21 protein-coding genes are annotated in these 22,634 nt (G+C 58.8%); 8 read left to right on the forward strand and 13 right to left on the reverse strand.

All coding sequences use genetic code 11. The features are described 5' to 3' along the window. Nucleotides 1-34: 34 nt before the first annotated feature. Nucleotides 35-922 (forward strand): LysR family transcriptional regulator, encoded by an 888-nt coding sequence (locus MKR05_RS17535; protein WP_050533202.1) that lies wholly within the window; start codon nt 35-37, stop codon nt 920-922. Between the two features lie 58 nt (nt 923-980). Here MKR05_RS17535 and rplY read toward each other — a convergent pair whose 3' ends face one another. Together rplY and MKR05_RS17545 are read right to left on the reverse strand one after the other, a co-directional pair. Beyond that, a complete protein-coding gene (gene rplY, locus MKR05_RS17540) occupies nt 981-1,265 on the reverse strand; it encodes a 50S ribosomal protein L25 (RefSeq protein WP_044524232.1) in 285 nt (94 codons plus the stop codon). A 136-nt stretch (nt 1,266-1,401) separates the two neighbouring features. Then, nucleotides 1,402-3,159: a DEAD/DEAH box helicase gene (locus MKR05_RS17545; RefSeq protein ID WP_195805872.1), complete on the reverse strand. Its 1,758-nt coding sequence runs from the start codon at nt 3,157-3,159 to the stop codon at nt 1,402-1,404. A 147-nt stretch (nt 3,160-3,306) separates the two neighbouring features. Here MKR05_RS17545 and rsuA point away from each other — a divergent pair, with 147 nt between their 5' ends. The 3 genes from rsuA (at nt 3,307) to MKR05_RS17560 (ending at nt 5,894) form a co-directional block, all read left to right on the forward strand. After that, nucleotides 3,307-4,026 (forward strand): 16S rRNA pseudouridine(516) synthase RsuA, encoded by a 720-nt coding sequence (gene rsuA, locus MKR05_RS17550; protein ID WP_023290466.1) that lies wholly within the window; start codon nt 3,307-3,309, stop codon nt 4,024-4,026. After that, the gene (locus MKR05_RS17555) at nt 4,023-5,219 is read left to right on the forward strand and encodes a Bcr/CflA family multidrug efflux MFS transporter (protein WP_238875201.1); all 1,197 of its coding nucleotides are present in this window, start codon (nt 4,023-4,025) and stop codon (nt 5,217-5,219) included. The genes rsuA and MKR05_RS17555 overlap by 4 nt, the downstream gene beginning before the upstream one ends. A gap of 330 nt (nt 5,220-5,549) precedes the next feature. Beyond that, nucleotides 5,550-5,894: a YejG family protein gene (locus MKR05_RS17560; protein WP_002912974.1), complete on the forward strand. Its 345-nt coding sequence runs from the start codon at nt 5,550-5,552 to the stop codon at nt 5,892-5,894. Between the two features lie 3 nt (nt 5,895-5,897). Here the strand turns inward: MKR05_RS17560 and yejF are convergent, their stop codons facing one another. From yejF to MKR05_RS17605, 9 genes are all read right to left on the reverse strand, one after another. Next, nucleotides 5,898-7,487, reverse strand: coding sequence for a microcin C ABC transporter ATP-binding protein YejF (gene yejF, locus MKR05_RS17565; protein ID WP_049013695.1), 1,590 nt, complete (start codon nt 7,485-7,487; stop codon nt 5,898-5,900). Nucleotide 7,488: 1 nt separating this feature from the next. Further along, nucleotides 7,489-8,514, reverse strand: coding sequence for a microcin C ABC transporter permease (locus MKR05_RS17570; protein ID WP_165457842.1), 1,026 nt, complete (start codon nt 8,512-8,514; stop codon nt 7,489-7,491). After that, nucleotides 8,514-9,608, reverse strand: a complete 1,095-nt coding sequence (locus MKR05_RS17575; protein ID WP_004201658.1) for a microcin C ABC transporter permease YejB — start codon at nt 9,606-9,608, stop codon at nt 8,514-8,516. Before MKR05_RS17575 ends, MKR05_RS17570 begins: the two co-directional genes overlap by 1 nt. A 9-nt stretch (nt 9,609-9,617) precedes the next feature. Further along, entirely contained in the window at nt 9,618-11,423 is a 1,806-nt protein-coding gene (locus MKR05_RS17580; RefSeq protein WP_104466547.1) for an extracellular solute-binding protein, read from the reverse strand. 68 nt (nt 11,424-11,491) lie between these two features. Next, nucleotides 11,492-13,054: a cyclic di-GMP phosphodiesterase gene (locus tag MKR05_RS17585; RefSeq protein WP_023290460.1), complete on the reverse strand. Its 1,563-nt coding sequence runs from the start codon at nt 13,052-13,054 to the stop codon at nt 11,492-11,494. A gap of 187 nt (nt 13,055-13,241) precedes the next feature. Continuing rightward, complete coding sequence (mepS, locus tag MKR05_RS17590; RefSeq protein WP_004201653.1) at nt 13,242-13,811, reverse strand: bifunctional murein DD-endopeptidase/murein LD-carboxypeptidase; 570 nt, start codon at nt 13,809-13,811, stop codon at nt 13,242-13,244. A 426-nt stretch (nt 13,812-14,237) separates the two neighbouring features. Continuing rightward, nucleotides 14,238-14,951, reverse strand: coding sequence for a phosphatase PAP2 family protein (locus MKR05_RS17595; RefSeq protein ID WP_179207808.1), 714 nt, complete (start codon nt 14,949-14,951; stop codon nt 14,238-14,240). Between the two features lie 37 nt (nt 14,952-14,988). Further along, a complete protein-coding gene (locus tag MKR05_RS17600; protein WP_023290457.1) occupies nt 14,989-15,966 on the reverse strand; it encodes a GTP-binding protein in 978 nt (325 codons plus the stop codon). A 120-nt stretch (nt 15,967-16,086) separates the two neighbouring features. Beyond that, nucleotides 16,087-17,553, reverse strand: coding sequence for a mannitol dehydrogenase family protein (locus MKR05_RS17605; protein ID WP_171882372.1), 1,467 nt, complete (start codon nt 17,551-17,553; stop codon nt 16,087-16,089). 207 nt (nt 17,554-17,760) lie between these two features. Between MKR05_RS17605 and uxuA the strand changes: the two genes are divergently transcribed. Further along, nucleotides 17,761-18,951 carry a mannonate dehydratase gene (gene uxuA / locus MKR05_RS17610; RefSeq protein WP_023290455.1) on the forward strand — a complete coding sequence of 397 codons (1,191 nt, stop codon included), beginning with the start codon at nt 17,761-17,763 and terminating at the stop codon, nt 18,949-18,951. Between the two features lie 71 nt (nt 18,952-19,022). Here uxuA and yeiP read toward each other — a convergent pair whose 3' ends face one another. Continuing rightward, nucleotides 19,023-19,595, reverse strand: a complete 573-nt coding sequence (gene yeiP, locus MKR05_RS17615) for an elongation factor P-like protein YeiP (RefSeq protein ID WP_002912951.1) — start codon at nt 19,593-19,595, stop codon at nt 19,023-19,025. A gap of 147 nt (nt 19,596-19,742) precedes the next feature. Here yeiP and MKR05_RS17620 point away from each other — a divergent pair, with 147 nt between their 5' ends. After that, a complete protein-coding gene (locus MKR05_RS17620; RefSeq protein ID WP_023290454.1) occupies nt 19,743-19,997 on the forward strand; it encodes a YkgJ family cysteine cluster protein in 255 nt (84 codons plus the stop codon). Nucleotides 19,998-19,999: 2 nt separating this feature from the next. Here the strand turns inward: MKR05_RS17620 and MKR05_RS17625 are convergent, their stop codons facing one another. Beyond that, nucleotides 20,000-20,932 carry a LysR family transcriptional regulator gene (locus tag MKR05_RS17625; protein ID WP_032453533.1) on the reverse strand — a complete coding sequence of 311 codons (933 nt, stop codon included), beginning with the start codon at nt 20,930-20,932 and terminating at the stop codon, nt 20,000-20,002. A 213-nt stretch (nt 20,933-21,145) separates the two neighbouring features. Here MKR05_RS17625 and MKR05_RS17630 point away from each other — a divergent pair, with 213 nt between their 5' ends. Both MKR05_RS17630 and MKR05_RS17635 read left to right on the forward strand, forming a co-directional pair. Continuing rightward, nucleotides 21,146-21,490: a DUF3302 domain-containing protein gene (locus MKR05_RS17630; protein WP_032453532.1), complete on the forward strand. Its 345-nt coding sequence runs from the start codon at nt 21,146-21,148 to the stop codon at nt 21,488-21,490. A gap of 1 nt (nt 21,491) precedes the next feature. Further along, the gene (locus tag MKR05_RS17635; RefSeq protein ID WP_068814686.1) at nt 21,492-22,628 is read left to right on the forward strand and encodes an HlyD family secretion protein; all 1,137 of its coding nucleotides are present in this window, start codon (nt 21,492-21,494) and stop codon (nt 22,626-22,628) included. The last annotated feature ends 6 nt before the right edge of the window (nt 22,629-22,634 follow it).

Here is a 22,634-nt window from a genome sequence, read left to right on the forward strand (position 1 = left end):
AAAGGGGGGATTTTCCCCCGCAAGGGAGAGAAGGATGAAAACCCTGCAGTATTCTTTCGCGCAGATTGAAGCATTCGCCACCATCGCCGAGACCGGCAGCCTGTCGCGGGCGGCCATTCGGTTAGGTAAAGACCGAACCACGCTGCGCGATCTGCTGGACTATCTGGAAGATGCGCTGGGCTATCGGCTGTTCAGCCGGGAAGGGCGTACCCTGACCTTAACCGCCGAAGGGGAGCAGCTTTTTCGTCAGGCGCATCTGCTGTTGCGTCAGGCGCAGGCTTTCGAGTCTTTTGCGCAAACGCTGCCGCAAACCGCCGGGCAGGCGCTGCGTCTGGTGTACGATCCCTTTATCCCACGTGATTTTCTCTGCGCGCTGGCCGATACGCTGGCCCGGCGGCAGATCCGGTTAAGCTGTTGGAGCGCCTCACGGCGCGAAGCCGAGCAGGCGCTGAGCGATGGCGTGGCGGATATGGCGATGTGCCAGGCCAACAACCGCACGCTGGGCAGCGAAATGGAGTGGCGGGCGCTCGGCACCGTGGATCTGCGTTTCTACGCGGCGGACCGCCTGTTCCGGGATGCCGCGCGGCCGCTGACGCTGCTGAATCTGTCGTTGACGCCGCAGCTGGTGATGCACCGGCGCAGCGACGATCAGATTGCCCGCCGGCTGCAGATCTCCGGCCATACGCTGTATATGAACGAAATTACCCTGCTGCGCCATGCGATGGAGCAGGGGAGGGGCTGGGGGTTTTTACCGGACCATTTGCGGCCAGGCGAGTGGCGGGGAGTCGGTGAAATCGCGACGGAGGTCGGCAGTCAGGGGCTGAATGTCACCATGGTGATGCTCTGGCTGCCCGGAATGAATAAGCACCGGCTGCTGAGCGACATCGTGGACGAGGCGCCGGCGCTTTGGCGGCGCGGATAACAAAACGCCCCGGAGCCGAAGACCCCGGGGCGCTTGCCATACAACTTGCTATCGGCGATTACGCGCGAACGAAGTCGATGTGAGTCAGTTTCGGCTTGAACGCGTGGCGCTGAACAGCCTGAACTTTGACTTTTTCTTCTTTGCCATCAACAACGACGGTCAGAACTTCGCCGTAAAACTCAGCTTTGCCCTGCATGTTCCATACTTTGTCGTGGTCCAGTTCGATAGCAACCGGAGCAGCTTCGCCACCGTAGATGATTGCCGGGAACTTGTTAGCTGCGCGCAGGCGGCGGCTCGCACCCTTACCCTGCTCTTTACGTACTTCTGCGTTGATAGTAAACATTGATGTCTCTCTTTATATAAAGCCTGCTACAGGCGACCCAGCAACAGGCGGATTATCTGCTTTGCGAATGCAAAAGCGGGCGGCATTATAGCCGCCAAACGACACACGGGCAATCAAAACCTCAGCTTTCGGGTGATTAACGCAGCTCGTTGGCGCGGCGAAAACGCCCCTGATAATCGAACACTTTTTCCCGCACCTGCCAGTACTGGCCTTTCATGCGGGCGACGACAAAGTCCGGATGGCGCAGCAGCGCCTGCTGGGCCACGATATCCGCCGGCGTTATCCAGCGCAGCGGCACTCCCGGCGTGCGGGTATGCGGGCGGATAAACAACTGCTCAAAGGCGGTACGCTGGGCGGGCGTTTGCAGACGGAAGCGCTCACTGACGTCGGCGCCGTCCTCATCGTAGTAGGTGATTTTCAGCCACGGGCCTTTCTCGTCGCTACCGTGCTGCAGGGCCATGCCGCTGCAGCGCAGCACCAGCGCGTCCTTCAGCTTCAGCGCCGCCTTCAGCATGTCGTCCGGGTCAACCAGAATGGTGTCGCACTCCCGGCAGCGGCGGGCGGCGATATCGTTTTCCGCGTTGCACTGCGGGCAGTTTTTGAAGCGAAAGCGGAAGTCGCACTGTTCGCGGTGGCCGTCGTCATCTTCGAACCACCCCTGGCAGCGGCGGCCAAAATGCTCAATCAAGGTGCCGTCGGCGGTGGTTTTTCCCCAGAAGGTGTTGGCGAAGCCGCAGGCCGGGCAGAAGACCTGCACCGGCACGTTGTCGCTTTTGCCCTTCGGCGTCCCCACTTCCGGGGCGTACAGGTCGTGCGGGTTGCCGGCGTAGTCGAGGATCAGGCAGTCGGTTTTTCCCGGTGCCAGGCGCAGGCCGCGGCCAACGATCTGTTGGTAAAGACTCACCGACTCGGTGGGGCGGAGGATGGCGATCAGGTCGACGTGCGGGGCGTCGAAGCCGGTGGTCAGCACCGCGACGTTCACCAGATAGCGATACGCCTGCGCTTTAAACGCCTCGATGATGCGATCTCGCTCCGGACCCGGGGTTTCCCCGGTGATCAGAGCCGCCTGGCCTGCCGGCAGCAGGCCGGTCACTTCCCGGGCGTGCTCCACGGTGGCGGCGAAGATCATCACCCCTTTGCGGCTTTCGGCGAACTCCACGATCTGGCTGACGATATGCGGTGTAATGCGCTGCTGTTTTTTCAGTTCGTGATTAAGATCGGCCTCGCTGAACAGGCCGTTGCTTTGCGCCTGCAGGCGGCTGAAATCGTACTGTACCACCGGCATATCGAGGCGTTCCGGCGGCGTCAGGTAGCCGTGCTTAATCATATAGCGCAGCGGCAGCTCATAGATGCAGTCGCGGAACAGCGCTTTTTCATCGCCACGCACCATCCCGTGGTAGTGGAACTGATAGATCCACCCCTTGCCGAGGCGGAACGGGGTCGCCGTCAGGCCGAGCAGCCGGAGCTGCGGGTTGACCTGCCGCAGGTGGCTGATGATGTGCTGATACTGACTGTCGTCATCATCGCTAATGCGGTGGCATTCATCGACGATGAGTAGCGAAAATTCGCTGCGAAACTGGTCGAGATTGCGCGCCACCGACTGCACGCTACCGAACACCACTTTGCCGTGGCTCTCTTTTCGCTGCAGACCGGCGGCAAAGATATCCGCCTCGAGGCCAAGGGCGCAGTATTTGGCATGATTCTGCGCCACCAGCTCTTTGACGTGGGCCAGCACCAGCACGCGGCCGCGGGCCAGGCGGGCAAGCTCGGCGATCACCAGGCTTTTGCCCGCGCCGGTGGGCAGGACAATCGCCGCCGGCTCGGTATGGCGACGGAACCAGGCGAGGGTGGCATCGACGGCTTCTTGTTGGTAAGGACGTAATGTAAAAGTCATGAATTCACGGGGCTAATTAACTCGCGAATAGTATGCCATGAATCTTTTCCCTTGAGTGGTGTTAAGAGCCCGTTATACTAGCCAGTGAAATTCTTCTTTTTCGGGCGATTTGCCCGCTCCAGCACTTTGACAGGCTAAAAAAATCTCATGCGACTTGATAAGTTTATCGCTCAGCAGCTTGGCGTCAGCCGGGCTATTGCCGGGCGTGAAATCCGCGGCAGCCGCGTTACCGTGGACGGCGACATTGTAAAAGATGCTTCCTTTAAGCTTCAGCCGGAGCACGAGGTGGAGTATGACGGGAACACGCTGACCCAGCAGAACGGCCCGCGCTATTTTATGCTCAACAAGCCGCAAGGGTACGTCTGTTCCACCGACGATCCCGATCATCCGACTATCCTCTATTTCCTCGACGAGCCGGTGGCGCATAAGCTGCATGCCGCCGGTCGGCTGGATATCGACACCACCGGACTGGTGCTGATGACCGATGACGGCCAATGGTCGCACCGCATTACCTCGCCGCGACACCACTGTGAAAAAACCTATCTGGTGGCGCTGGAAAGCCCGCTGGCGGAAGGGACCGCGGAGCTGTTTGCCAAAGGCGTCCAACTGCATAACGAAAAAGATCTCACCAAACCGGCGGTGCTGGAAGTTATCACTCCGACCGAAGTGCGCCTCACCATTAGCGAAGGCCGCTACCATCAGGTGAAACGCATGTTCGCCGCCGTGGGCAACCACGTGGTTGGCCTGCATCGGGAACGCATCGGCGACATCCTGCTGGATGAATCTCTGGCGCCGGGTGAATATCGTCCGCTGACGGAAGCGGAAATCGCCAGCGTGGGCGCCCCGCAGCCACGGAGCAAAACGTGACGCTGAAGCAAAATTCGTCTCTGGGGATTGTCTTTATCCTTGGCCTGCTGGCCATGCTGATGCCGCTGTCGATCGATATGTATCTCCCGGCCCTGCCGGTGATCGCTGCCCAGTACCACGTGCCGGACGGCAGCGCGCAGATGACCCTCAGCACCTATATCCTCGGCTTTGCGCTGGGGCAGCTGCTGTACGGTCCGATGGCCGACAGCCTCGGCCGCAAGCCGGTGATCCTCGGCGGAACGCTGGTCTTCGCCGCGGCGGCGGTGGCCTGCGCCCTGTCGCAGACCATCGAGATGCTGATCGCCATGCGCTTCTTCCACGGTCTGGCGGCCGCGGCGGCCAGCGTGGTGATCAACGCCCTGATGCGCGATATCTATCCGAAAGATGAGTTTTCGCGGATGATGTCGTTTGTCATGCTGGTGACGACCATTGCGCCGCTGGTGGCGCCGATGGTCGGCGGGGCGGTGCTGGTCTGGTTCAGCTGGCATGCCATCTTCTGGATCCTCGCCCTGGCGGCCCTGCTGGCGTCGCTGATGATCGGCCTGTTTATCCGCGAAACGCTGCCGGCTGAAAGGCGTCAGCCGTTCCACCTGCGCACCACGCTGGGTAACTTTGCCACCCTGTTCCGCCATAAGCGGGTCCTGAGCTATATGCTGGCGAGCGGCTTCAGCTTCGCGGGCATGTTCTCTTTTCTTAGCGCCGGGCCTTTCGTCTATATCAATATTAACCACGTCGCGCCTCAGCACTTTGGCTACTATTTTGCGCTGAACATTGTCTTTCTGTTCCTGATGACCATGTTCAACAGCCGGTTTGTGCGGCGGGTAGGAGCGTTGCGCATGTTCCGCGCCGGGCTGTGGATCCAGTTTGCCATGGCGGTGTGGATGGTGGTTTGCGCGCTGCTCGACGTCGGCTTCTGGTCGCTGGTCATCGGCGTGGCGGCCTTCGTTGGCTGCGTATCGATGGTGTCGTCGAACGCGATGGCGGTGATCCTCGATGAGTTTCCGCATATGGCGGGCACCGCTTCGTCGCTGGCGGGGACTTTCCGCTTTGGTATCGGGGCGATTATCGGCGCGCTGCTGTCGATGGCCACCTTTACCACCGCCTGGCCGATGCTGATCTCCATCGCCTTCTGCGCCACCAGCTCTATTTTCTTCTCCCTTTACGCTTCCCGCCGGCGAAAAATCGCACGCTAGGTCACATTTTCAGGGGCGAAATCGCCCCTTTCTTGATGCACGTCAACCGCAATGGGCTTCAGGGTTCTGCGATTTGTTTCCTTTATGTAAAATCAATTAGTGTAAAAAGTCGCATTGTTGCGATAAAAAAGTTGTTTTGGATCACAGAAACGGGTACATATAGCGCCAATCGGCTTGCCGGGTTAAAAAATAACACGCTGGAATATAAGCGCTTAACCCTGGGCCGCCGCGGCTGTAAACGTTTTCTGCGTCTGAGCAGGACTATTTGTCAACAGTGTGTTAATATTGATGTAAATTTATTGTGAAGCCTTTTGCTTCCGGGGAAACCACGTGAATACACAACAACTCTCTATCGTACACCGTCTGCCGCAGAGCTATCGCTGGCTGGCCGGTTTTGCGGGTTCCAGAGTTGAACCGATTCCGCAAAACGGCGCGCAGAACGAAAACAGTCTCGTCGCCCTGAAGTTGCTGAGTCCGGACGGTGAAAAAGCCTGGCCGGTGATGCATAAGCTCAGCCAGGCGTTAAGCGACATCGAAGTCGACTGTTCCGTTCTGGAGTGCGAAGGCGAGCCCTGCCTGTTCGTTAATCTGCAGGATGAGTTTGCCGCCACCTGTCGTCTGAAAAACTTTGGCGTGGCGATCGCCGAGCCCTTCTCCGGCAATAACCCTTTCTGACCGTCAGCTTAGCGCCAGCAACTGGCGGGTATACTCATGCCGGGGCGCGCTGAAGACGGACTGGCACTCGCCCTGTTCGACCACCACTCCCTGCCGCAACACCATCACCTGGTGACACAGCGCGCGCACCACGCCTAAATCATGGCTGATAAAAATATAGGCCAGCTGATGCTTCAGCTGTAATGCTTTCAGCAGATTCAGGATCTGCGCCTGAACGGTTTTATCCAGCGAGGAAGTCGGCTCGTCGAGGACGATCAGCTGCGGCTTGACGATTAACGCTCTGGCGATGGCGATACGCTGGCGCTGGCCGCCGGAGAAAGCCGCCGGGTAGCGCTGGCGGCTGGCCGGGTCGAGGCCGACCTCCTGCATGGCAAGGATCACCGCCTGTTCGCGTTCAGCCGCCGTCAGCGTCGGCTGGTGGACGCGCAGGCCCTCCTCAATGATCTGCTGCGCCGTCAGGCGCGGATTGAGCGACGAGTTCGGATCCTGAAAAACCACCTGCATCTGTCGGCGCAGCGGCAGCAGCTGTCGGCGACCGCGTCCCTGAATCGGCTGGCCGGCAAAGGTTATCTTGCCCTCGGAGGGGATCAGGCGCAGCAGCGCCAGACCGGTCGTGCTTTTGCCGGAACCCGATTCTCCCACCAGACCCAGCGTCTCGCCGGCCCGTAGCTGGAAATGGAGATCATTGACCACCCGATGGTGATCGACCACCCGACGCAGGATCCCCCGGCGAATGGGGAACGCCACCTGTAACGCCTCCGCCTGCAGCAGCACCGGGGCATCGGCGGCCAGCGGCACCGGCTCGCCGTCCGGTTCGCTATCCAGCAGGCGTTGGGTGTAAGGATGGGCCGGCGCGCTAAACAGCGCCCGACAGTGATTGTGCTCCACGCAGCGGCCGTTCTGCATCACCGCCACCCGGTCAGCCAGCTGGCGGACGATGCTCAGGTTATGGGTGATAAACAGCATCCCCATGTTCAGCTCCCGCTTTAGCTCGCGCAGCAGCTGCAGAATTTGCGCCTGCACTGACACATCGAGGGCGGTGGTCGGCTCGTCGGCGATCAACAGCTCCGGGCGCGTCAGCAGCGCCATGGCGATCATCACCCGCTGGCGCTCGCCGCCCGAGAGCTGGTGCGGATAGTCCGCCAGCCGCCGCGGCGCCTGACGGATCCCGACGCGCTCCAGGCAGTCGAGGATCTCTCCGCGCGCCGCCTCTTTGCGCATTCCCCGGTGTAACGACAGCACCTCGTAGAGCTGTTTTTCCAGGGTATGCAGGGGATTGAGCGACACCATCGGCTCCTGAAAGATCATCGCGATCCGGTTGCCGCGCACGCCGCGCAGGGTCGCCTCATCCGCATGCAGCAGCGACTGGCCATGAAAACGGATATCGCCGCTGGGGTAGCTGGCCGGCGGGGTAGGGAGCAGCCGCAGCACCGACAGGGCGGAGATGCTCTTACCGGAGCCGGATTCCCCCACCAGGGCCAGCGTTTCGCCGGCCGCCACCTCGAGCGACAGATTATGCACGACGGTCTGCGTCTCCCCCTGCTGGCGAAAGGCGATAGAGAGATTGTCGATAGCTAACAGCGGGTGGGTCATATTACACCGCCTTACTGGGGTCAAAGGCGTCGCGAACCGCTTCACCGATGAAAATCAGCAGCGTCAGCAGCACGGCGACAGAGAGAAACGCGGCAATGCCCAGCCAGGGCGCCTGCAGGTTGTTTTTGCCCTGCAGGAGCAGCTCGCCGAGGGAGGGCGAGCCGAGCGGCAGGCCGAAGCCGAGAAAATCCAGCGACGTCAGGGTGGTAATAGAGCTGCAGAGAATAAAAGGCAGGAAGGTGAGGGTCGCCACCATCGCGTTGGGCAGCATATGCCGCAGGATGATCTGCCGGTCGCTGACCCCTAACGCCTGCGCCGCCCGGATGTAGTCGTAGTTGCGGGTGCGAAGAAATTCAGCGCGCACCACGCCCACCAGCGTCATCCAGCCAAACAGGACGGTGATCGCCAGCAGCCACCAGAAGCCCGGCTGCACGACGCTGGAGAGCAGGATGATCAGAAACAGCGTCGGCATACCGGACCAGACTTCGATAAAACGCTGCCCCCAGAGGTCGATTTTACCGCCGTAATAACCTTGTATCGCACCGGCCAGCACCCCCAGCACGCTGGAGAACAGCGTCAACAGCAGACCAAACAGTACCGAGATGCGCGTCCCATAAAGGATCCGCGCCAGCACATCGCCGCCGTTGGCGTCGGTGCCGAGCCAGTTGCTGGCCGAGGGCGGCGATGGAAAAGGAACCGTGCTGGCAAAATTGATCGTCGTCGCGCCGAAGCGCACCGGCGGCCAAAGCGCCCAGCCGTGGCTGGCCAGCTGCTGCTGCAGCCAGGGATCCTGATAGTCGGCGGCGGTGGCGAATGCGCCGCCGAAGGTCTGCTCGGTATAGTTTTTTAACACCGGGACGTACAGCTGGCCCCGGTACTGCACCAGCAGCGGCCGATCGTTAGCCAACAGCTCAGCCCCCAGGCTGCAGAGGAAGAGAATTAAAAACAGCCACAGCGACCAGTAACCGCGACGGTTGTGGCAAAAGCGCGCCCAGCGGGCCTGATTAACGGGACTGAAGAACGACATTAGCGGCCCTCAAAATCAATACGCGGGTCGACCAGCGTATAGCTAATATCGCTGACGATATTAAGCAGCAGGCCGATCAGGGTGAAAATATAGAGCGTCCCGAACATCACCGGATAGTCGCGGGAGACCGTCGCTTCATAGCCCAGCAGCCCCAGACCATTCAACGAGAACATCACTTCGATCAGCAGCGAGCCGGTAAAGAACATACTGATAAAGGTGGCCGGGAAACCAGCGATCACCAGCAGCATGGCGTTGCGGAACACGTGTCCCCAGAGGATCTGTTTCTCCCCGACCCCTTTGGCGCGGGCGGTAACCACATACTGTTTGCGGATCTCGTCGAGGAAGCTGTTTTTGGTCAGCATGGTCAGGGCGGCGAAGCCGCCGATCACCGTCGCCAGCACCGGCAGGGTGATGTGCCACAGATAGTCGAGGATCTTTTCATACCACGGCAGGGTGTCGAAGTTTGGCGAGACCAGACCGCGCAGCGGGAAGAGGTCGAAATAGCTGCCGCCGGCAAAAATCACGATCAGCAGGATGGCGAACAGAAAGGCGGGGATCGCATAGCCAATGATAATCAGCGTACTGCTCCAGATGTCAAAGCGGCTGCCGTTGCTGACGGCTTTGCGGATGCCCAGCGGAATGGAGACCAGATAGATGATCAGCGTGCTCCACAGCCCGAGGCTCACCGAGACCGGCAGGCTGTCTTTAATCAGCTGCAGCACGGAGGCGCTGCGAAACAGGCTGTCGCCAAAATCAAAGCGCAGATAATCGCCCAGCATCTTCAGGTAGCGCTCGTGCAGCGGTTTGTCGAAGCCGTAGCGGTGGGTGATCTCGGCGATGACTTCCGGATCGAGGCCGCGCCCGCCGCGATAGTGCCCCTCGCTGATATTGCCGGCGCCGGTGCGGGCATGGCTGGCGCCCATCCCGCCGTCGCCGGCGCCTGGCATTCCGCCGTGCTGACCAAATTCGATGGCGGCGATGGCCTGGTCGACCGGGCCGCCGGGGGCGATCTGCACAATAAAAAAGTTAATGGTGATGATGGCCCACAGGGTGGGGATCACTAACAGCAAACGGCGGATCAGGTAACTGCCCATGGTATGTCCTTAGCGTCTGTCCGCGGGGAGGGTGGCCGCTTTGTTCACGTCATACCACCAGGTATCAAGGCCGGACGAATAAATGGGGCGGGTTTTCGGGAACGAGAATTTATTCCACCACGCGGTGCGGTCCTGCGCCATATACCACATCGGCAACATATAGTGGTTCCAGGTGAGGACGCGGTCCAGCGCCCGGCCGAGCGGGATCAGCTTCTGCTTATTACCCTGCCACTGCAGGATCTGCGCAATCAGTTTATCTACCACCGGACTTTGCACCCCCGGCGCGTTGTAGCTGGAGTGAATATAGTCTGACGCCCAGGATATTTGCAGGTCGGTCCCCGGCCAGGGCATGGCACGCCACAGGCTTGGCATCATGTCGTAATCGCGGCTGCGGCGGCGGTTGCTGTACTGCGAGTTATCCACCTGACGAATATCCATGACGATCCCCAGGCGCTGCAGGTTGTGCTGGAACGGCAGCACCCAGCGGTCATTGCTTCCGGCCGGCATCAGCAGCTCAAAGCGCAGCGGCTTACCGGTGGCGGCGTTAACCCGGCGCTGGTTCTTCACCGTCCAGCCTGCCGCGTTGAGCAGGGCGTCGGCTTTGAGTAAGTTGGCGCGGTCAAAGCCATCGCCGCGGGAGACCGGCGGCTGGTAAACCTGGCTGAAGAGCTCGGGGGGCAGTTCGTTTTTCATCGGCGTCAGCAGGGCCAGTTCGGCCGCGTCGGGCAGGCTGCGGGCGGCATATTCAGTGTTCTGGAAATAGCTATTGGCGCGCTGATAGGCGCTGTAGAACAGCGCTTTGTTCATCCATTCAAAATCAAACGCCAGGGTAATGGCCTCCCGCACCCGGCGATCGGCGAATACCGGGCGCTGGATATTGAACGCCAGCCACTGGGTATCCTGCGCCGAGGTGTTGGCATACTCCTCTTTAATGATGTAGCCGCGGCTGAAGTTGCGGCCGACGTAGCGGGTGGCCCAGTTTTTGGCGACCGTCTCTTCCCGGCGGTCGACGGCCCCGGCTTTAAAGGCTTCGAAAGCGACGTTGTCGTCAAGATAATAGTCATAGCGCAGCGTATCGAAGTTCCAGCGACCGCGGTTGACCGGCAGGTCGGCCGCCCAGTAGTCGGCGACCCGGGAATAGGTAATATACTGTCCCATCCGCCAGGCGCTGATGCGGTAGGGCCCGCTGGCCAGCGGCGGCTTTGACAGCGGGTCGCTGAGTTTGTGATGACGCCAGAACGCCTCGGGCATCACCGGCAGGCTCAGCAGGCTCAGCATGTTCTCTTTACCGGGCTGGCCGAGGTCGATACGCACGGTCAACGGCGCGATGGCCTTCACGGTGGTGCCTTTATAAAAGAGGCGGAACTGCGGCACCCCTTCGGTCATAAACTTATTAAAGGTAAAAGCGACATCGCGGGCGGTGATCGGCGTGCCGTCGTGAAAACGGGCGCGCGGGTTGAGGGCGATCTCCATCCATGAATAGTCCCCGGCGTAGCGCGCCCGTTCGGCAATCAACGGATAGTAGCTGCCGGGCTCATCATCCGAGGTGGTGAACAGGGGATCGTAGAGCGCCTCAGTGCGTACCGCGGGATTGCCGCGCAGCGCGTAGCGGTTGAAGTTGTCAAAGGTGCCAATCGCCGCCAGGGTGAGGGTGCCGCCTTTCGGCGCCTGTGGATTAACATAATCAAAATGGCTGAAACCGGCGGCGTATTTCGGTTCGCCGATAATCGCGAAGGCGACGCTTTCCTGAATGGATTGCGCTTTAGCGCTCAGGCTAAACAGAGCAAGCAGAAGCAGAAAAAGTCGCGCATACATAGGCGGCAGAATACCCTGTCATAGCCGGCCCCCGTGGCCGACTTCTGTTCCCGCATCATAAGTGAGACTTAGCGCGTTGTGAAATAATTCGCGGGTTCATCGTGCGCGGCCACCAGCGCCGCCAGCGACAGCGGCCGGCTGATCCAGTACCCCTGCAGGAAATGCACTCCCTGAGCGCGGAGCCACTCCGCCTGCTCCTGGGTCTCCACCCCTTCGGCAACGGTCATCAATTTCAGCCGACGGCTGAGGGTCAGCACCGCATCCAGCACTGGCGAGGTGACGGTTTCGGTGCCGATCGCCTGCACAAAGCCGCGATCGATCTTCAGATAATCGAAGTTATAGCGTTCGAGATAGATCAACGCGCTATGCCCGGTGCCAAAATCATCGATCGCGATTTCAAAACCGTGCTGGTGCAGCCAGGCGAAGTTAGCGACCGATTTTTCTTTGTCAATCATCGCCCGCTCTGTGACCTCCAGCACCACGTGAAAATGGCCGGCGGGCAGCGCGGCGGCGAAGCGCAGCATATCGTCGCGGAAGCTGTCGGCCTGCAGATGGGCGGGGGAAATGTTGAGCCCCAGCTTGACGCCGTGCGGCAGAATACGCTTCAGCGCCGGCGCGTCGCGGGCGATCAGCGCCAGCAGGTGATCGGTCAGCGGCACGATCATCTGCTGGGTTTCCGCGAGGTTAATAAAGACGTCAGGCGGAATTTCGCCCACCACCGGATGGCGCCAGCGCATCAGGACCTCCACGCCGCTGATACGCAGAGTCTGGGCATTCACCACCGGCTGATAGACGACGTAGAACTGGTTGTTTTTGATCCCCAGCAGAATGGATTTTCGCGGATCGGATTTGATCGACAGCACGTAATAGCAGAGCAGCCCCGCCAGCAGGCCGCACACCACCCCGAGCAGCAGAGCAAACTGCGTATTTTCCGCCAGCCAGCTGTTGGCATACAGGTAGACCTTAAGGGGGAAACCGTCGATCTGCACTTCGCGGATAGGCACGTTATGCAGCGTTTGCGGATCCACCAGCCGGTTACTGAAGGTGGAGATAGCGGTGTGGCCGATGACCAGCGCAATACCGCTGAAATCATTCTGCCGTGCGGAATAGAGGATATACGGCGTGAGATTGGCGTTAATCGACACGAAAATGCCGCTGTTTTCATCACCGGGTTTGCCTACCCATAGCGCCAGCGCCGCGCTCTTCGGCATCATCGGCGTGCCTGGCAAAATCGCCATATCAAGGGGTTTGCGGATATCAATGGCCGGGATCAGCTGGGTGAGGGGAGTATTCATGGCGCCGGTTGCCGAGGAGCAAAAGGCCACGCCGTTTTTGACCAGCAGGAAAGCGCGGACGTTAGGGCTGAACGCGGCATGGGAGGTAAGCCCGGAGTCAATATTCTCGCAGGGCTGCTCCACCAGCGGCTGCAGGCCGTCAATGGTCTGGCGCAGGTCGTGAAAATAGCTTTTCAGATAGGTATTAACATTGTTGATAATGGCGTCGAAACGCTCGGCCCGGTTATGGTAAATCACCATAAACTGAATGCTGCCAGCCAGTAGCGCGACGATAATGCCCACGCACAGGCTGGTTAGCCAGGTTTTACGCTGGGGCGAAAAGTAGCGAGTCAGCATAGCTATAGTCTTTCCGTGTTATTGATGCGCAGCAACGGGTTGTCAGTCGTCGTTTTTCTCATTCCCACTTAAAAGACATAGCTTATTTTGCGTCGTTCAGAATCAGGTGGCAAAAAAAAACACTGCCGGGGCAGTGTTTTTTATCCCGCTTCCAGCCAAGGGATAACCGGCGGCGGTAGAGGACAGTTTACGAGCGGCTCAGGACTCGACGCGCTTCGTTGTAGCGCTTTTTCCAGTATGGCTCATCCATGCTGGAGATGGTCACTCCGCTGCTGGTAGAGGCGTGAACAAACTGGTTGTTGCCGAGGTAGATCCCGACATGGCGGCCGGTAGAGCCGGCGCGGAACAGAACCAGATCGCCAGTACGCAGCTGGGTACGGGAAATCGATTTTCCGGTTTCCTGCTGTTCAGAAGTTGAACGCGGCAGTTCCAGACCAAATTGTTCGCGGAAGGTGCGCTGCACGAACGCCGAGCAGTCGATACCTTTGCGAGTGCTGCCGCCGAGGCGGTAACGCACGCCTTTCCAGCTGGCATACTGATCCATTAAACGGGACTTCACGTCCAGGTTACGGACCATCGTTTCAAATTCATCCTGAGAGGCTTGCAGTGATGATAAATCGCCACTACCCACAGCATGCGTCTCAGAATGCATATTCCTGGCGGTACTTGTTGAACTACACGCGGAAAGCAGAACCGCTACTGCAATCGCGGGGGCTACCCGCAAGATGTATCTCAAAATCGGCTGAGATTTGACCATGCTGTTTATTTTCCCTTGTTGTCCTTAACGACAATGTCGTTATAAAAAATGCCAAACGTGTTAGAGCCTAAATACCCATCCGCAATGAGACAATTCCTTAAGTTTAAATTTGTGCAGTCACGCACAATTTTATTCAGGGCCTGAATTAATGTTGCGGAAAAGGCAAAACGAGAACGAGATTACCCTATCAAACGCCGCATGGCGAGCGGTTTTGCGCGATTTCTTATAAGTATTTTGGTGACAAAAAGTGAATCATCGGGAAAGGCCAAAATTGCGGCAATTACGGGCAAAAAACAGACAATTCCTTCATTTGTCACGGGATTAATGTGACAAGAAGATGAACGTGATGTTGAAAAAAAGGACAATTGAAAAAAGGGACCCAAAAGGTCCCCTTATAGATAATGCCCCTGGCGGCGGCCCGCGGCTTTATTTGGCCGATATTCCGCCGGGTAAGTAGCGATCGAAAAAGGCGATCAGTTTATCGCTCAGCGGCGTCATCAATACCCAGGGCGCGCCAATCAGCACGGCGGTCAGAGAGCCGACGGCAATATCGCTGAACCAGTGGGCGCCAATCATCACCCGCGGGAAAGCAAAGACCACAAATATCACCAGCGCCACGGCCAGCGCGCGGCGGCCAAAATAGCGCCACATAAAGCTCGCGAAGATCAGCAGCATCATCCCATGATCGCCGGGGAAGCTGTCCTTGGAAGCATCCTTAGTGGGGAAATTAACGACGTCGCTGACGCGGGTGACACCGTTAAAAAACAGCGACGGACTGGCGCGCTGAACCGGCATCAGGTGCTGCGCCAGCTGGTTGATGATCACCGCCGCCAGCAGCATCACCACGCCCATAATGGCAATCTGACGACGGCTTGCCGCCGGCGCCTTGAGCCAGTAGCTGAGCATCAGACAACCCATCGCCAGCAGCGAGCAGGCGTCGAAGGCGCGATTGTTGATGATCGCCAGCAGCCAGGCGTAAGCGCGGCTGACGCTGACGCCATGGTTAAAGAAATGGAAGATCGCGGCGTCTACCGGCGCCCACGCGCCGTGGTTGGCTGGCAGATACCAGGAGCAAAATAGCGCCACACCCGCGATGTTAAGCAGCAGGATTAAAGGAATTCGGTTTTTCATCATAGCCATTGCGATTTTGTGACAGTCGGCGGCAACCTTAGCCGCCTTAACTTAAACGAAGCCTCAACAATGAGGTCTGGAGCGCGTTCCAGTCGGCTTCATGGGCGGAGATAAGCTCGATGCGGCTATCGGGCGGGGCGACGCTAAGGGTCTCGATATGCAGATCCTCGCCCTGGCGGTTGATCCGCACCGCCCCTTCGGCAATGCGCAGCACACCTTTGACGCGCGCCACCGGCGCCAGCCGGGCCCACTCCAGCAGGGCGATGGTGTCAAAGACCGTTTCCGCGTCGAAGATCCAGCCGCAGGCCTGATAGCCCTGGCCGCTGTTAAGGTGGCGGCGCCAGCGCTGGTGTTCCGCCAGACTAAGGGCGGCGAGACCGGCTGTTGGGGGATGGCGGTGGGCGTGCTCCGCGCTCGCCGGCAGCGGGGCGGTGTTGCGCCGCGGTTCATCAAGCAGGGCCAGGTCGATATTACCCTGGGTCGCCGACACCTGGCGGCGATCGCCGCCCCAGCGTTGCCACCAGTCGACAAACGCCTGAGCGCTTTCGGGCGTTTCCCGATCGCTTTTATTGGCCACGATGATATCCGCCGCCGCCAGCTGGTCACGAAAGTTGTCGTTGTTGACCGCTTTCTCGTCCAGTAGCTGACGCGGATCGAGAATGCACAGGGTCGCGCGCAGATCGATCCAGGGTTCATACACCGCCGCGGTGAGGATATCGAGGATCTGCTTTGGATGGCCAAGTCCGGTGGGCTCAATCAACAGACGATCGGGTTTCCCCTGGCGCAGCAGGGTATTCAGCCCGACCTGCATCGGCAGGCCATTGACACAGCACATGCAGCCGCCGGGGATCTCCTTGAGCAGGGCGCCGCTGTCGGCCAGCAGGGCGCCGTCTATCCCGACTTCGCCAAACTCGTTAACCAGTACGGCCCATTTTTCATCCGCAGGCTTCTGCGCCAGCAGATGAAGAATCGAGGTCGTCTTACCGCTGCCGAGAAAGCCGGTGATCAAATTGGTTCTGGTCACTCTTTTCTCCAGGATAAATGTAATGTTGTAACAGTTACGCCTATCCTGACGAAAAAAGAGGGAAAAGAGAAGTCCTGAGGCGGACAGAAGGAAATTCTGTCCGCATAAGCGCAAATATTGTTAAGAATTGAGCGCGCGGGCAACCACCTCGCGGGCGCCGTGCATCGCCAGCTGCTGCCAGGCGGCGCGGATCCCGGCGACAAACTGCGCGTTGCGCGGCAGGTCGCGGCCAAATATTTCCTCCAGACCCAGCAGGGCGTCAACGCGCTGCTGCTCATCGCTCTGCGCCACCCGCTGCTGGATCTTGTCCACCAGCGGATCGCGGACGTCGATGGCCTGACCGGCATCGTCCGTACCGCTGACGTAGCGCATCCAGCCGGCTACGCCGAGGGCCAGCAGCGGCCAGCGGCTGCCGCGCTCAAGATGCACGCGAATACCGTCGAGCATACGCTGGGGCAGCTTCTGGCTGCCGTCCATGGCGATTTGCCAGGTACGGTGTTTGAGCGCCGGGTTGCTGAAGCGCGCGATCAGGCTGTCGGCATAGGCCGCCAGATCGACGCCGGTAATGGTCAGCGTCGGGGCCTGTTCGTCAAGCATCAGCTGGCGGGCGGCGCGGCGGAAGACCTCATCCTGCATGCAGTCGCTGACGTGCGCATGACCTGCCAGATAGCCAAGCCAGGCGAGGAAAGAGTGGCTGCCGTTGAGCATCCGCAGCTTCATCTGCTCCCAGGGCAGCACGTCGTCGGTCATCTGCACACCCGCCGTCTCCCAGGCGGGGCGCCCGGCGACAAAGTGGTCTTCGACCACCCACTGAATGAAGGGTTCGCAGCTGATGGCGCAGGGATCTTCCACCCCCAGCACGGCGGCGATTTCCGCCAGCGACTCCGCGGTGGCGGCGGGAACAATGCGATCCACCATGGTGCCAGGGAAGCTAACGTTGTCGGCGATCCAACTCGCCAGCGCCGGACTGCGTTTTTCCGCCATGCCGAGGACGGCATTTTTCACTACGTGGCCGTTGTCGGGAATGTTATCGCAGGAGAGCACGGTAAAGGGCGACAGGCCTCGTTCCCGGCGGCGGGCCAGCGCTTCAACTAAAATACCGGGAGCCGACTGCGGCAGCGTCGGATTTTCCAGATCGTGAACGATACGCGGATGCGTCGGATCCAGCTTGCCGGTCGCCGGATCGATGCAATAACCTTTTTCCGTGATGGTCAGCGAGACAATCGCTACCTGCGGCTCGCAAAATTTCTCGATAATCGCCGCCAGCGAATCGAGCCTGGCGTTCAGGCATTCGTGCACCGCGCCGATAACAATGGGCTGATTACCGTCGGCGCCTTTTTCCAGTACGGTAAACAGGTGGTCCTGTTCGCGAAGCTGGCTCATCAGCGTATCGCCGCTGAACAGACTGATTTCGCAGATCCCCCAGTCGCCGCCGATGTTATTCAGCACGCGATCGGTCAGCAGCGCCTGGTGCGCGCGATGAAACGCGCCAAAGCCGAAATGGACAATACGCGAGCGGAGCTGGCTGCGATCGTACTGAGGACGTTGCACGTTTTCCGGTAGCGTAGCGGTTGCAATTGTTGTCATTCTTTACACACCTGTTTAACTGCTTATTAACATTGCCAGTCTAAAGTTATATGACAGGAAATTAAATTGGTAAGCCGAAATTATCCGCTGACTGTGAGCTGGATCAATCAATGCGCCGGCTCTGTTTGCAGTCTGACGAGAAACATGTATGGTAGTCGTCATGATTGTCGCCATTATTGGTATAACAACTTTTGTGAGGGCATAGCGATGGAGCAAACCTGGCGGTGGTATGGGCCGAACGATCCGGTATCGCTTGATGATGTACGACAGGCGGGGGCGACCGGGGTCGTCACTGCGCTGCACCATATTGCAAACGGTCAGGTCTGGCCGGTCGACGAGATTAAAGAGCGTCAGGCGCTGTTAGCGGCGAAAGGGCTGACCTGGTCGGTGGTCGAAAGCATTCCGGTGCACGAGGATATTAAAACCCACAGCGGACAGTATGCGACCTGGATTGCCAACTATCAGCAGAGCATCCGCAACCTCGCGGCCTGCGGCATCGATACCGTATGCTACAACTTTATGCCGATCCTCGACTGGACGCGCACCGATCTGGAATATGAGCTGCCGGACGGCTCCCGGGCGCTGCGTTTCGATCAGATCGCCTTCGCCGCCTTTGAGCTGCATATCCTCAAACGCCCGGGGGCGGAAGCGGATTACAGCGAAGAAGAGCAGCGCCAGGCCGAGGCGTATTATAAGGCGATGAGCGAAGCGGACATTGAGAAACTGACCCGCAATATCATCGCCGGCCTGCCGGGGGCGGAAGAGGGCTACACCCTCGACCAGTTCCGCGCGCGCCTGGCGGAATATGACCACATCGATAAAGCGCAGCTGCGCGAAAATATGGCCTATTTCCTGCGGGCCATCGTACCGGTGTGCGAAGAGGTGGGGATCCGACTGGCAGTGCATCCGGACGATCCGCCGCGGCCGATCCTGGGCCTGCCGCGTATCGTGTCGACCATCGAAGATATGCAGTGGCTGAAAGAGACAGTGGACAGCATCAATAACGGCTTTACCATGTGCACCGGATCCTATGGCGTCCGCGCCGATAACGATCTGGTGAAGATGGTGGAAACCTTTGGCGATCGCATCCACTTTACCCATCTGCGCGCCACCTGCCGCGAGGCGAACCCGAAAACCTTCCACGAGGCGGCGCACCTTAGCGGCGACGTCAATATGGTGGCGGTGGTGGATGCGATTCTGCGTGAAGAGCAGCGGCGTAAACAGGCCGGCGATCTGCGCCCGATCCCGTTCCGTCCGGATCATGGTCATCAGATGCTGGACGATCTGCGCAAGAAAACCAACCCAGGCTATTCGGCGATTGGCCGTCTCAAGGGTATGGCGGAAGTGCGCGGCGTGGAGCTGGCGCTGAAGATGACCAAATACCCTGAGCTGCTGTAATCGCGGCAACGGGGATAACAAAAAGGACAGCCAGCGGCTGTCCTTTTTTCTGGTCAACTCGTCACGGAAAATTAATCCGCGCGGCCCATATAGCGGCACTCTTCGATATGAATGCGGATTTTCTCACCTGTGGTCAGGTATTCCGGCACCTGAATCACCAGGCCGGTGCTCATGGTGGCGGGCTTGGTGCGGGAGCTGGCGGATGCCCCTTTAATACCCGGCGCGGTTTCGATAATTTCCAGGTCCACGGTCTGCGGCAGCTCAAGCGCCAGAAGCTGGCCGTCCCAGGTCAACACCTGCATATCCGGCATGCCGCCTTCCGGAATAAACTGCAGCTCTTCTTCGATCTGCTCTTTCGTGAAGGTGTAAGGGGTGTAGTCTTCTTTATCCATGAACACGTATTCGTTGCCATCGACATAGGAGAAGTCAACGAAACGGCGGGTCAGGGTCACGGTATCGACGATATCGTCGCCTTTGAAGCGCTCTTCTACTTTCAGGCCGGTACGCACATCGGAGAAGCGCATTTTATACAGTGTCGCAGCACCGCGGGCGCTGGGTGACTGAATATCGATATTTTTTACAATCAGCAGCTTGCCGTTGTAATTCAGCACCATACCTTTTTTAATTTCATTCGCTCTTGGCATTGCAGTAATCCTGTCACTTAACGAGTCAAAAATATCGCGTAAAACTACTCGCGCCCGGGCGTTCAGGCAAGTGGAATTCGCGAGTTTTGCTATCTTCTGGCAAAACGTTTAGGCTGTGGCGCAAAATGAGCGTTTGGGAGCTGGGTTGTGGAATGTCGTACTGATTGTGGCGCATGTTGCATCGCCCCCTCTATATCCTCGCCGATCCCCGGCATGCCGCAGGGCAAGCCGGCCAATACCCGCTGTATTCAGCTCTCCGAGCACAATCTGTGCCTGATTTTCGGCTCCCCACTGCGTCCGAAGGTGTGCGCCAGCCTGCAGCCCTCGCCGGAGATGTGCTTCACTCATCGTGATGACGCCATCACCTGGCTGCTGGAGCTTGAGCTGGCCACCGCGCCTTGAGCTTAAAGCAGCAAATGAGACAGGTTTTTGATATGGACGCTGAGGCCGTCCAGCAGCGCCTGGACGCGTAGCGGAAGAATGTCCCGTCGCTGGTAGATAAGCCAGGCCTGCAGATCGATGCAGCGCTCCTTCTTCAGACAGGGAACCAGCTGTCCTGCCGCCAGCTCGGTGGCGAGTGAATAGTAGGGCGCATAAACGATCCCCATTCCCAGCTTCGCCAGCTCCACCGCCGGCAGCGTGTTATCGCACACGAATCCCCCCTTTACCGTGAGATTGAGCGGTTTGCCGTTTTTGCTTTTGAAGGTCCAGATATTGTCGCTGCCGCCCAGCATGCGCAGGGTGATGCACTCATGATCCACCAGCGCCTCCGGCTCGGCGATAGGGTGTTGCGCCAGGTAATCCGGGGAGGCGAAAACGCCGGTGCGAAAGCGGGTGAAGGGGCGGGCGATAAGGTTTTCATTCTGTGGCTTAAAGGGGCTTATCAGCAGATCGCAGTCGCTATTGAAAATGGCGCCGTATTTCTGTTCCCGCTCGCTGGCGTTGCGGGTGACCAGATTGATCTGCAGCTCCGGCAGCGTTTTTCTTAGCGCCGGCAGAATATAGCGCCCGAGAAACTGGTGGATGCCGATGGGCGCCCCAAGGGTGACGACGCCCTGCAGCGTGTTTTTATAACGGTCGGCGAGGTTGATAAGCTGCTCATGCTGCTCAAGAACGGCGCTGCTGGCGTGAATAAACTGCTCGCCGAACTCGGTACGCACCAGTTCCCTGGCGGTGCGCAGAAAAATGGCCAGGCCGACTTTCCGCTCCACGCTGGTCAGCGTCCGTGAGACGTTAGACTGGGGCATATTCAGGCGCTGTGCTGCCCGGCTTACGCTGGCGGTTTCGGCGATGGCGCAGAGGATCCTTAGCTCATCCATTTTAAAGTCTTTCAACATCTTATCGCTGCCTGATATTGATGGTATATCAAAAATGATATACCGGTTTGGCGGAATTGCCATGTGATTTATTGATCTGCTGAACGTATGATGGCCTTTGCCGTGAACAGTCGGTTATTTAAGGAAACCTGTGCGTTTTATTAATTCTTTTGTGGTTCTCGATGTCATTAAAAATAACGATCTTCCCGCTGGCTTACTGAGTGTATATGCCCCATGTTGCTTAATTATTTTGCTTTGTTTGTATTAATACTGGTTTTTCTCATACTGTTTTATGGAGTTATTATTATCCACGATATTCCCTATCACATCGCGCAAAAACGCCAGCACCCCCATCAGGACGCGATTCATGTGGCGGGCTGGATAAGCCTGTTTACCCTGCATGCTATCTGGCCTTTCCTGTGGATCTGGGCCACGCTGTACCGGCCTGATCGTGGCTGGGGGATGGCTTCGCAGTCCGAGGGACATCAGCAGCGAGCGGAGCTGGAAAAACGCATTGCGTTACTTGAAGCGGCGTTAAAAAACAGCCAGCAGGCGTCGGCGGAGAATAGCGAGAAATAATATGGATCTGTTAATTATCCTTTGCTATGTCGCCATTGCCTGGGGCGTGTTTAAGATATTTCGCATTCCAGTAAATAAATGGACAATCCCGACAGCGATATTAGGCGGAATAGTGGTCGTTGGCGCGTTAATATTAACGATGAACTATAACCACCCCTATACGATGCGAGCGCAAAAAATTGTCGTCTCCATTCCGATGGTGCCCCAGGTATCAGGCGAGGTGGTGGAGGTCACCAGTAAAACCAATGTGTTAATGAAGAAGGGCGAACTGCTGTTCCGCATCGACGATACCCGCTACCGCGCGCGGCTGAACAAGCTGAAAGCCGATCTGGCGGCCGAAGAGGCCACGCTGCGGGCGAAGCAGGCGACCATTGACGATGCCCGTGCCAGAGTACAGCAGGCGCAGGCGGAGTACGACCGGGTCACCCGTGACAACCAGCGCTATGCTCAGGGGGCGGCCATGCCGGTGAATCCTTTTTCGGAACAGGATGTGACTCACGCCAGGCAGCAGGTGCAGATCCAGGCGGCGGTCCTGCAGGCGGCGAGAGCGCAATTACAAAACGCCAGAGAGCAGGTATCCGGCCGCTACCACGGGCTGGATGCCAATATTGCCAGCCTGAAATCGCAGATCCTTGAGGCGGAGTATAATCTGGCGCAAACCGTGGTTCGCGCGCCGAGCGACGGCTACGTCACCCAGCTTCTGGCGCGGCCGGGGATGACCGCGGTGCGTCTGCCCTTCAAGCCGGTGCTGGTGTTTATTCCCCAGCAAAAGCGCCAGGTGGTGGCGGTATTCCGTCAGAACTCGGTCCTGCGTCTGACGGCCGGGGACAGCGCGGAGGTGGTGTTTAATGGTCTGCCGGGCAGCGTCTACAGCGGTAAGGTATCGCGCGTGTTGCCGACCGTCCCGGACGGCAGCTATCAGGCCAGTGGCGCGCTGCAGGGGCTGAACGCCGGGGCGGGGAAAGAGGGCATTTACGTGCTGATCGACCTCGATCCCCATCCGGAAGTGGAACATTTACCGGACGGGGTCAGCGCCCAGGCGGCGGTATATACCGATTATTTTGCCCATGTGTCGATTATGCGCAAGGTTCTGCTGCGCATGACCAGCTGGCTGCATTATCTCTATCTGGATCACTAATCTGCA

The organism is Klebsiella sp. K5-204 (assembly GCF_030128585.1).
Lineage (GTDB): Bacteria > Pseudomonadota > Gammaproteobacteria > Enterobacterales > Enterobacteriaceae > Klebsiella > Klebsiella quasipneumoniae.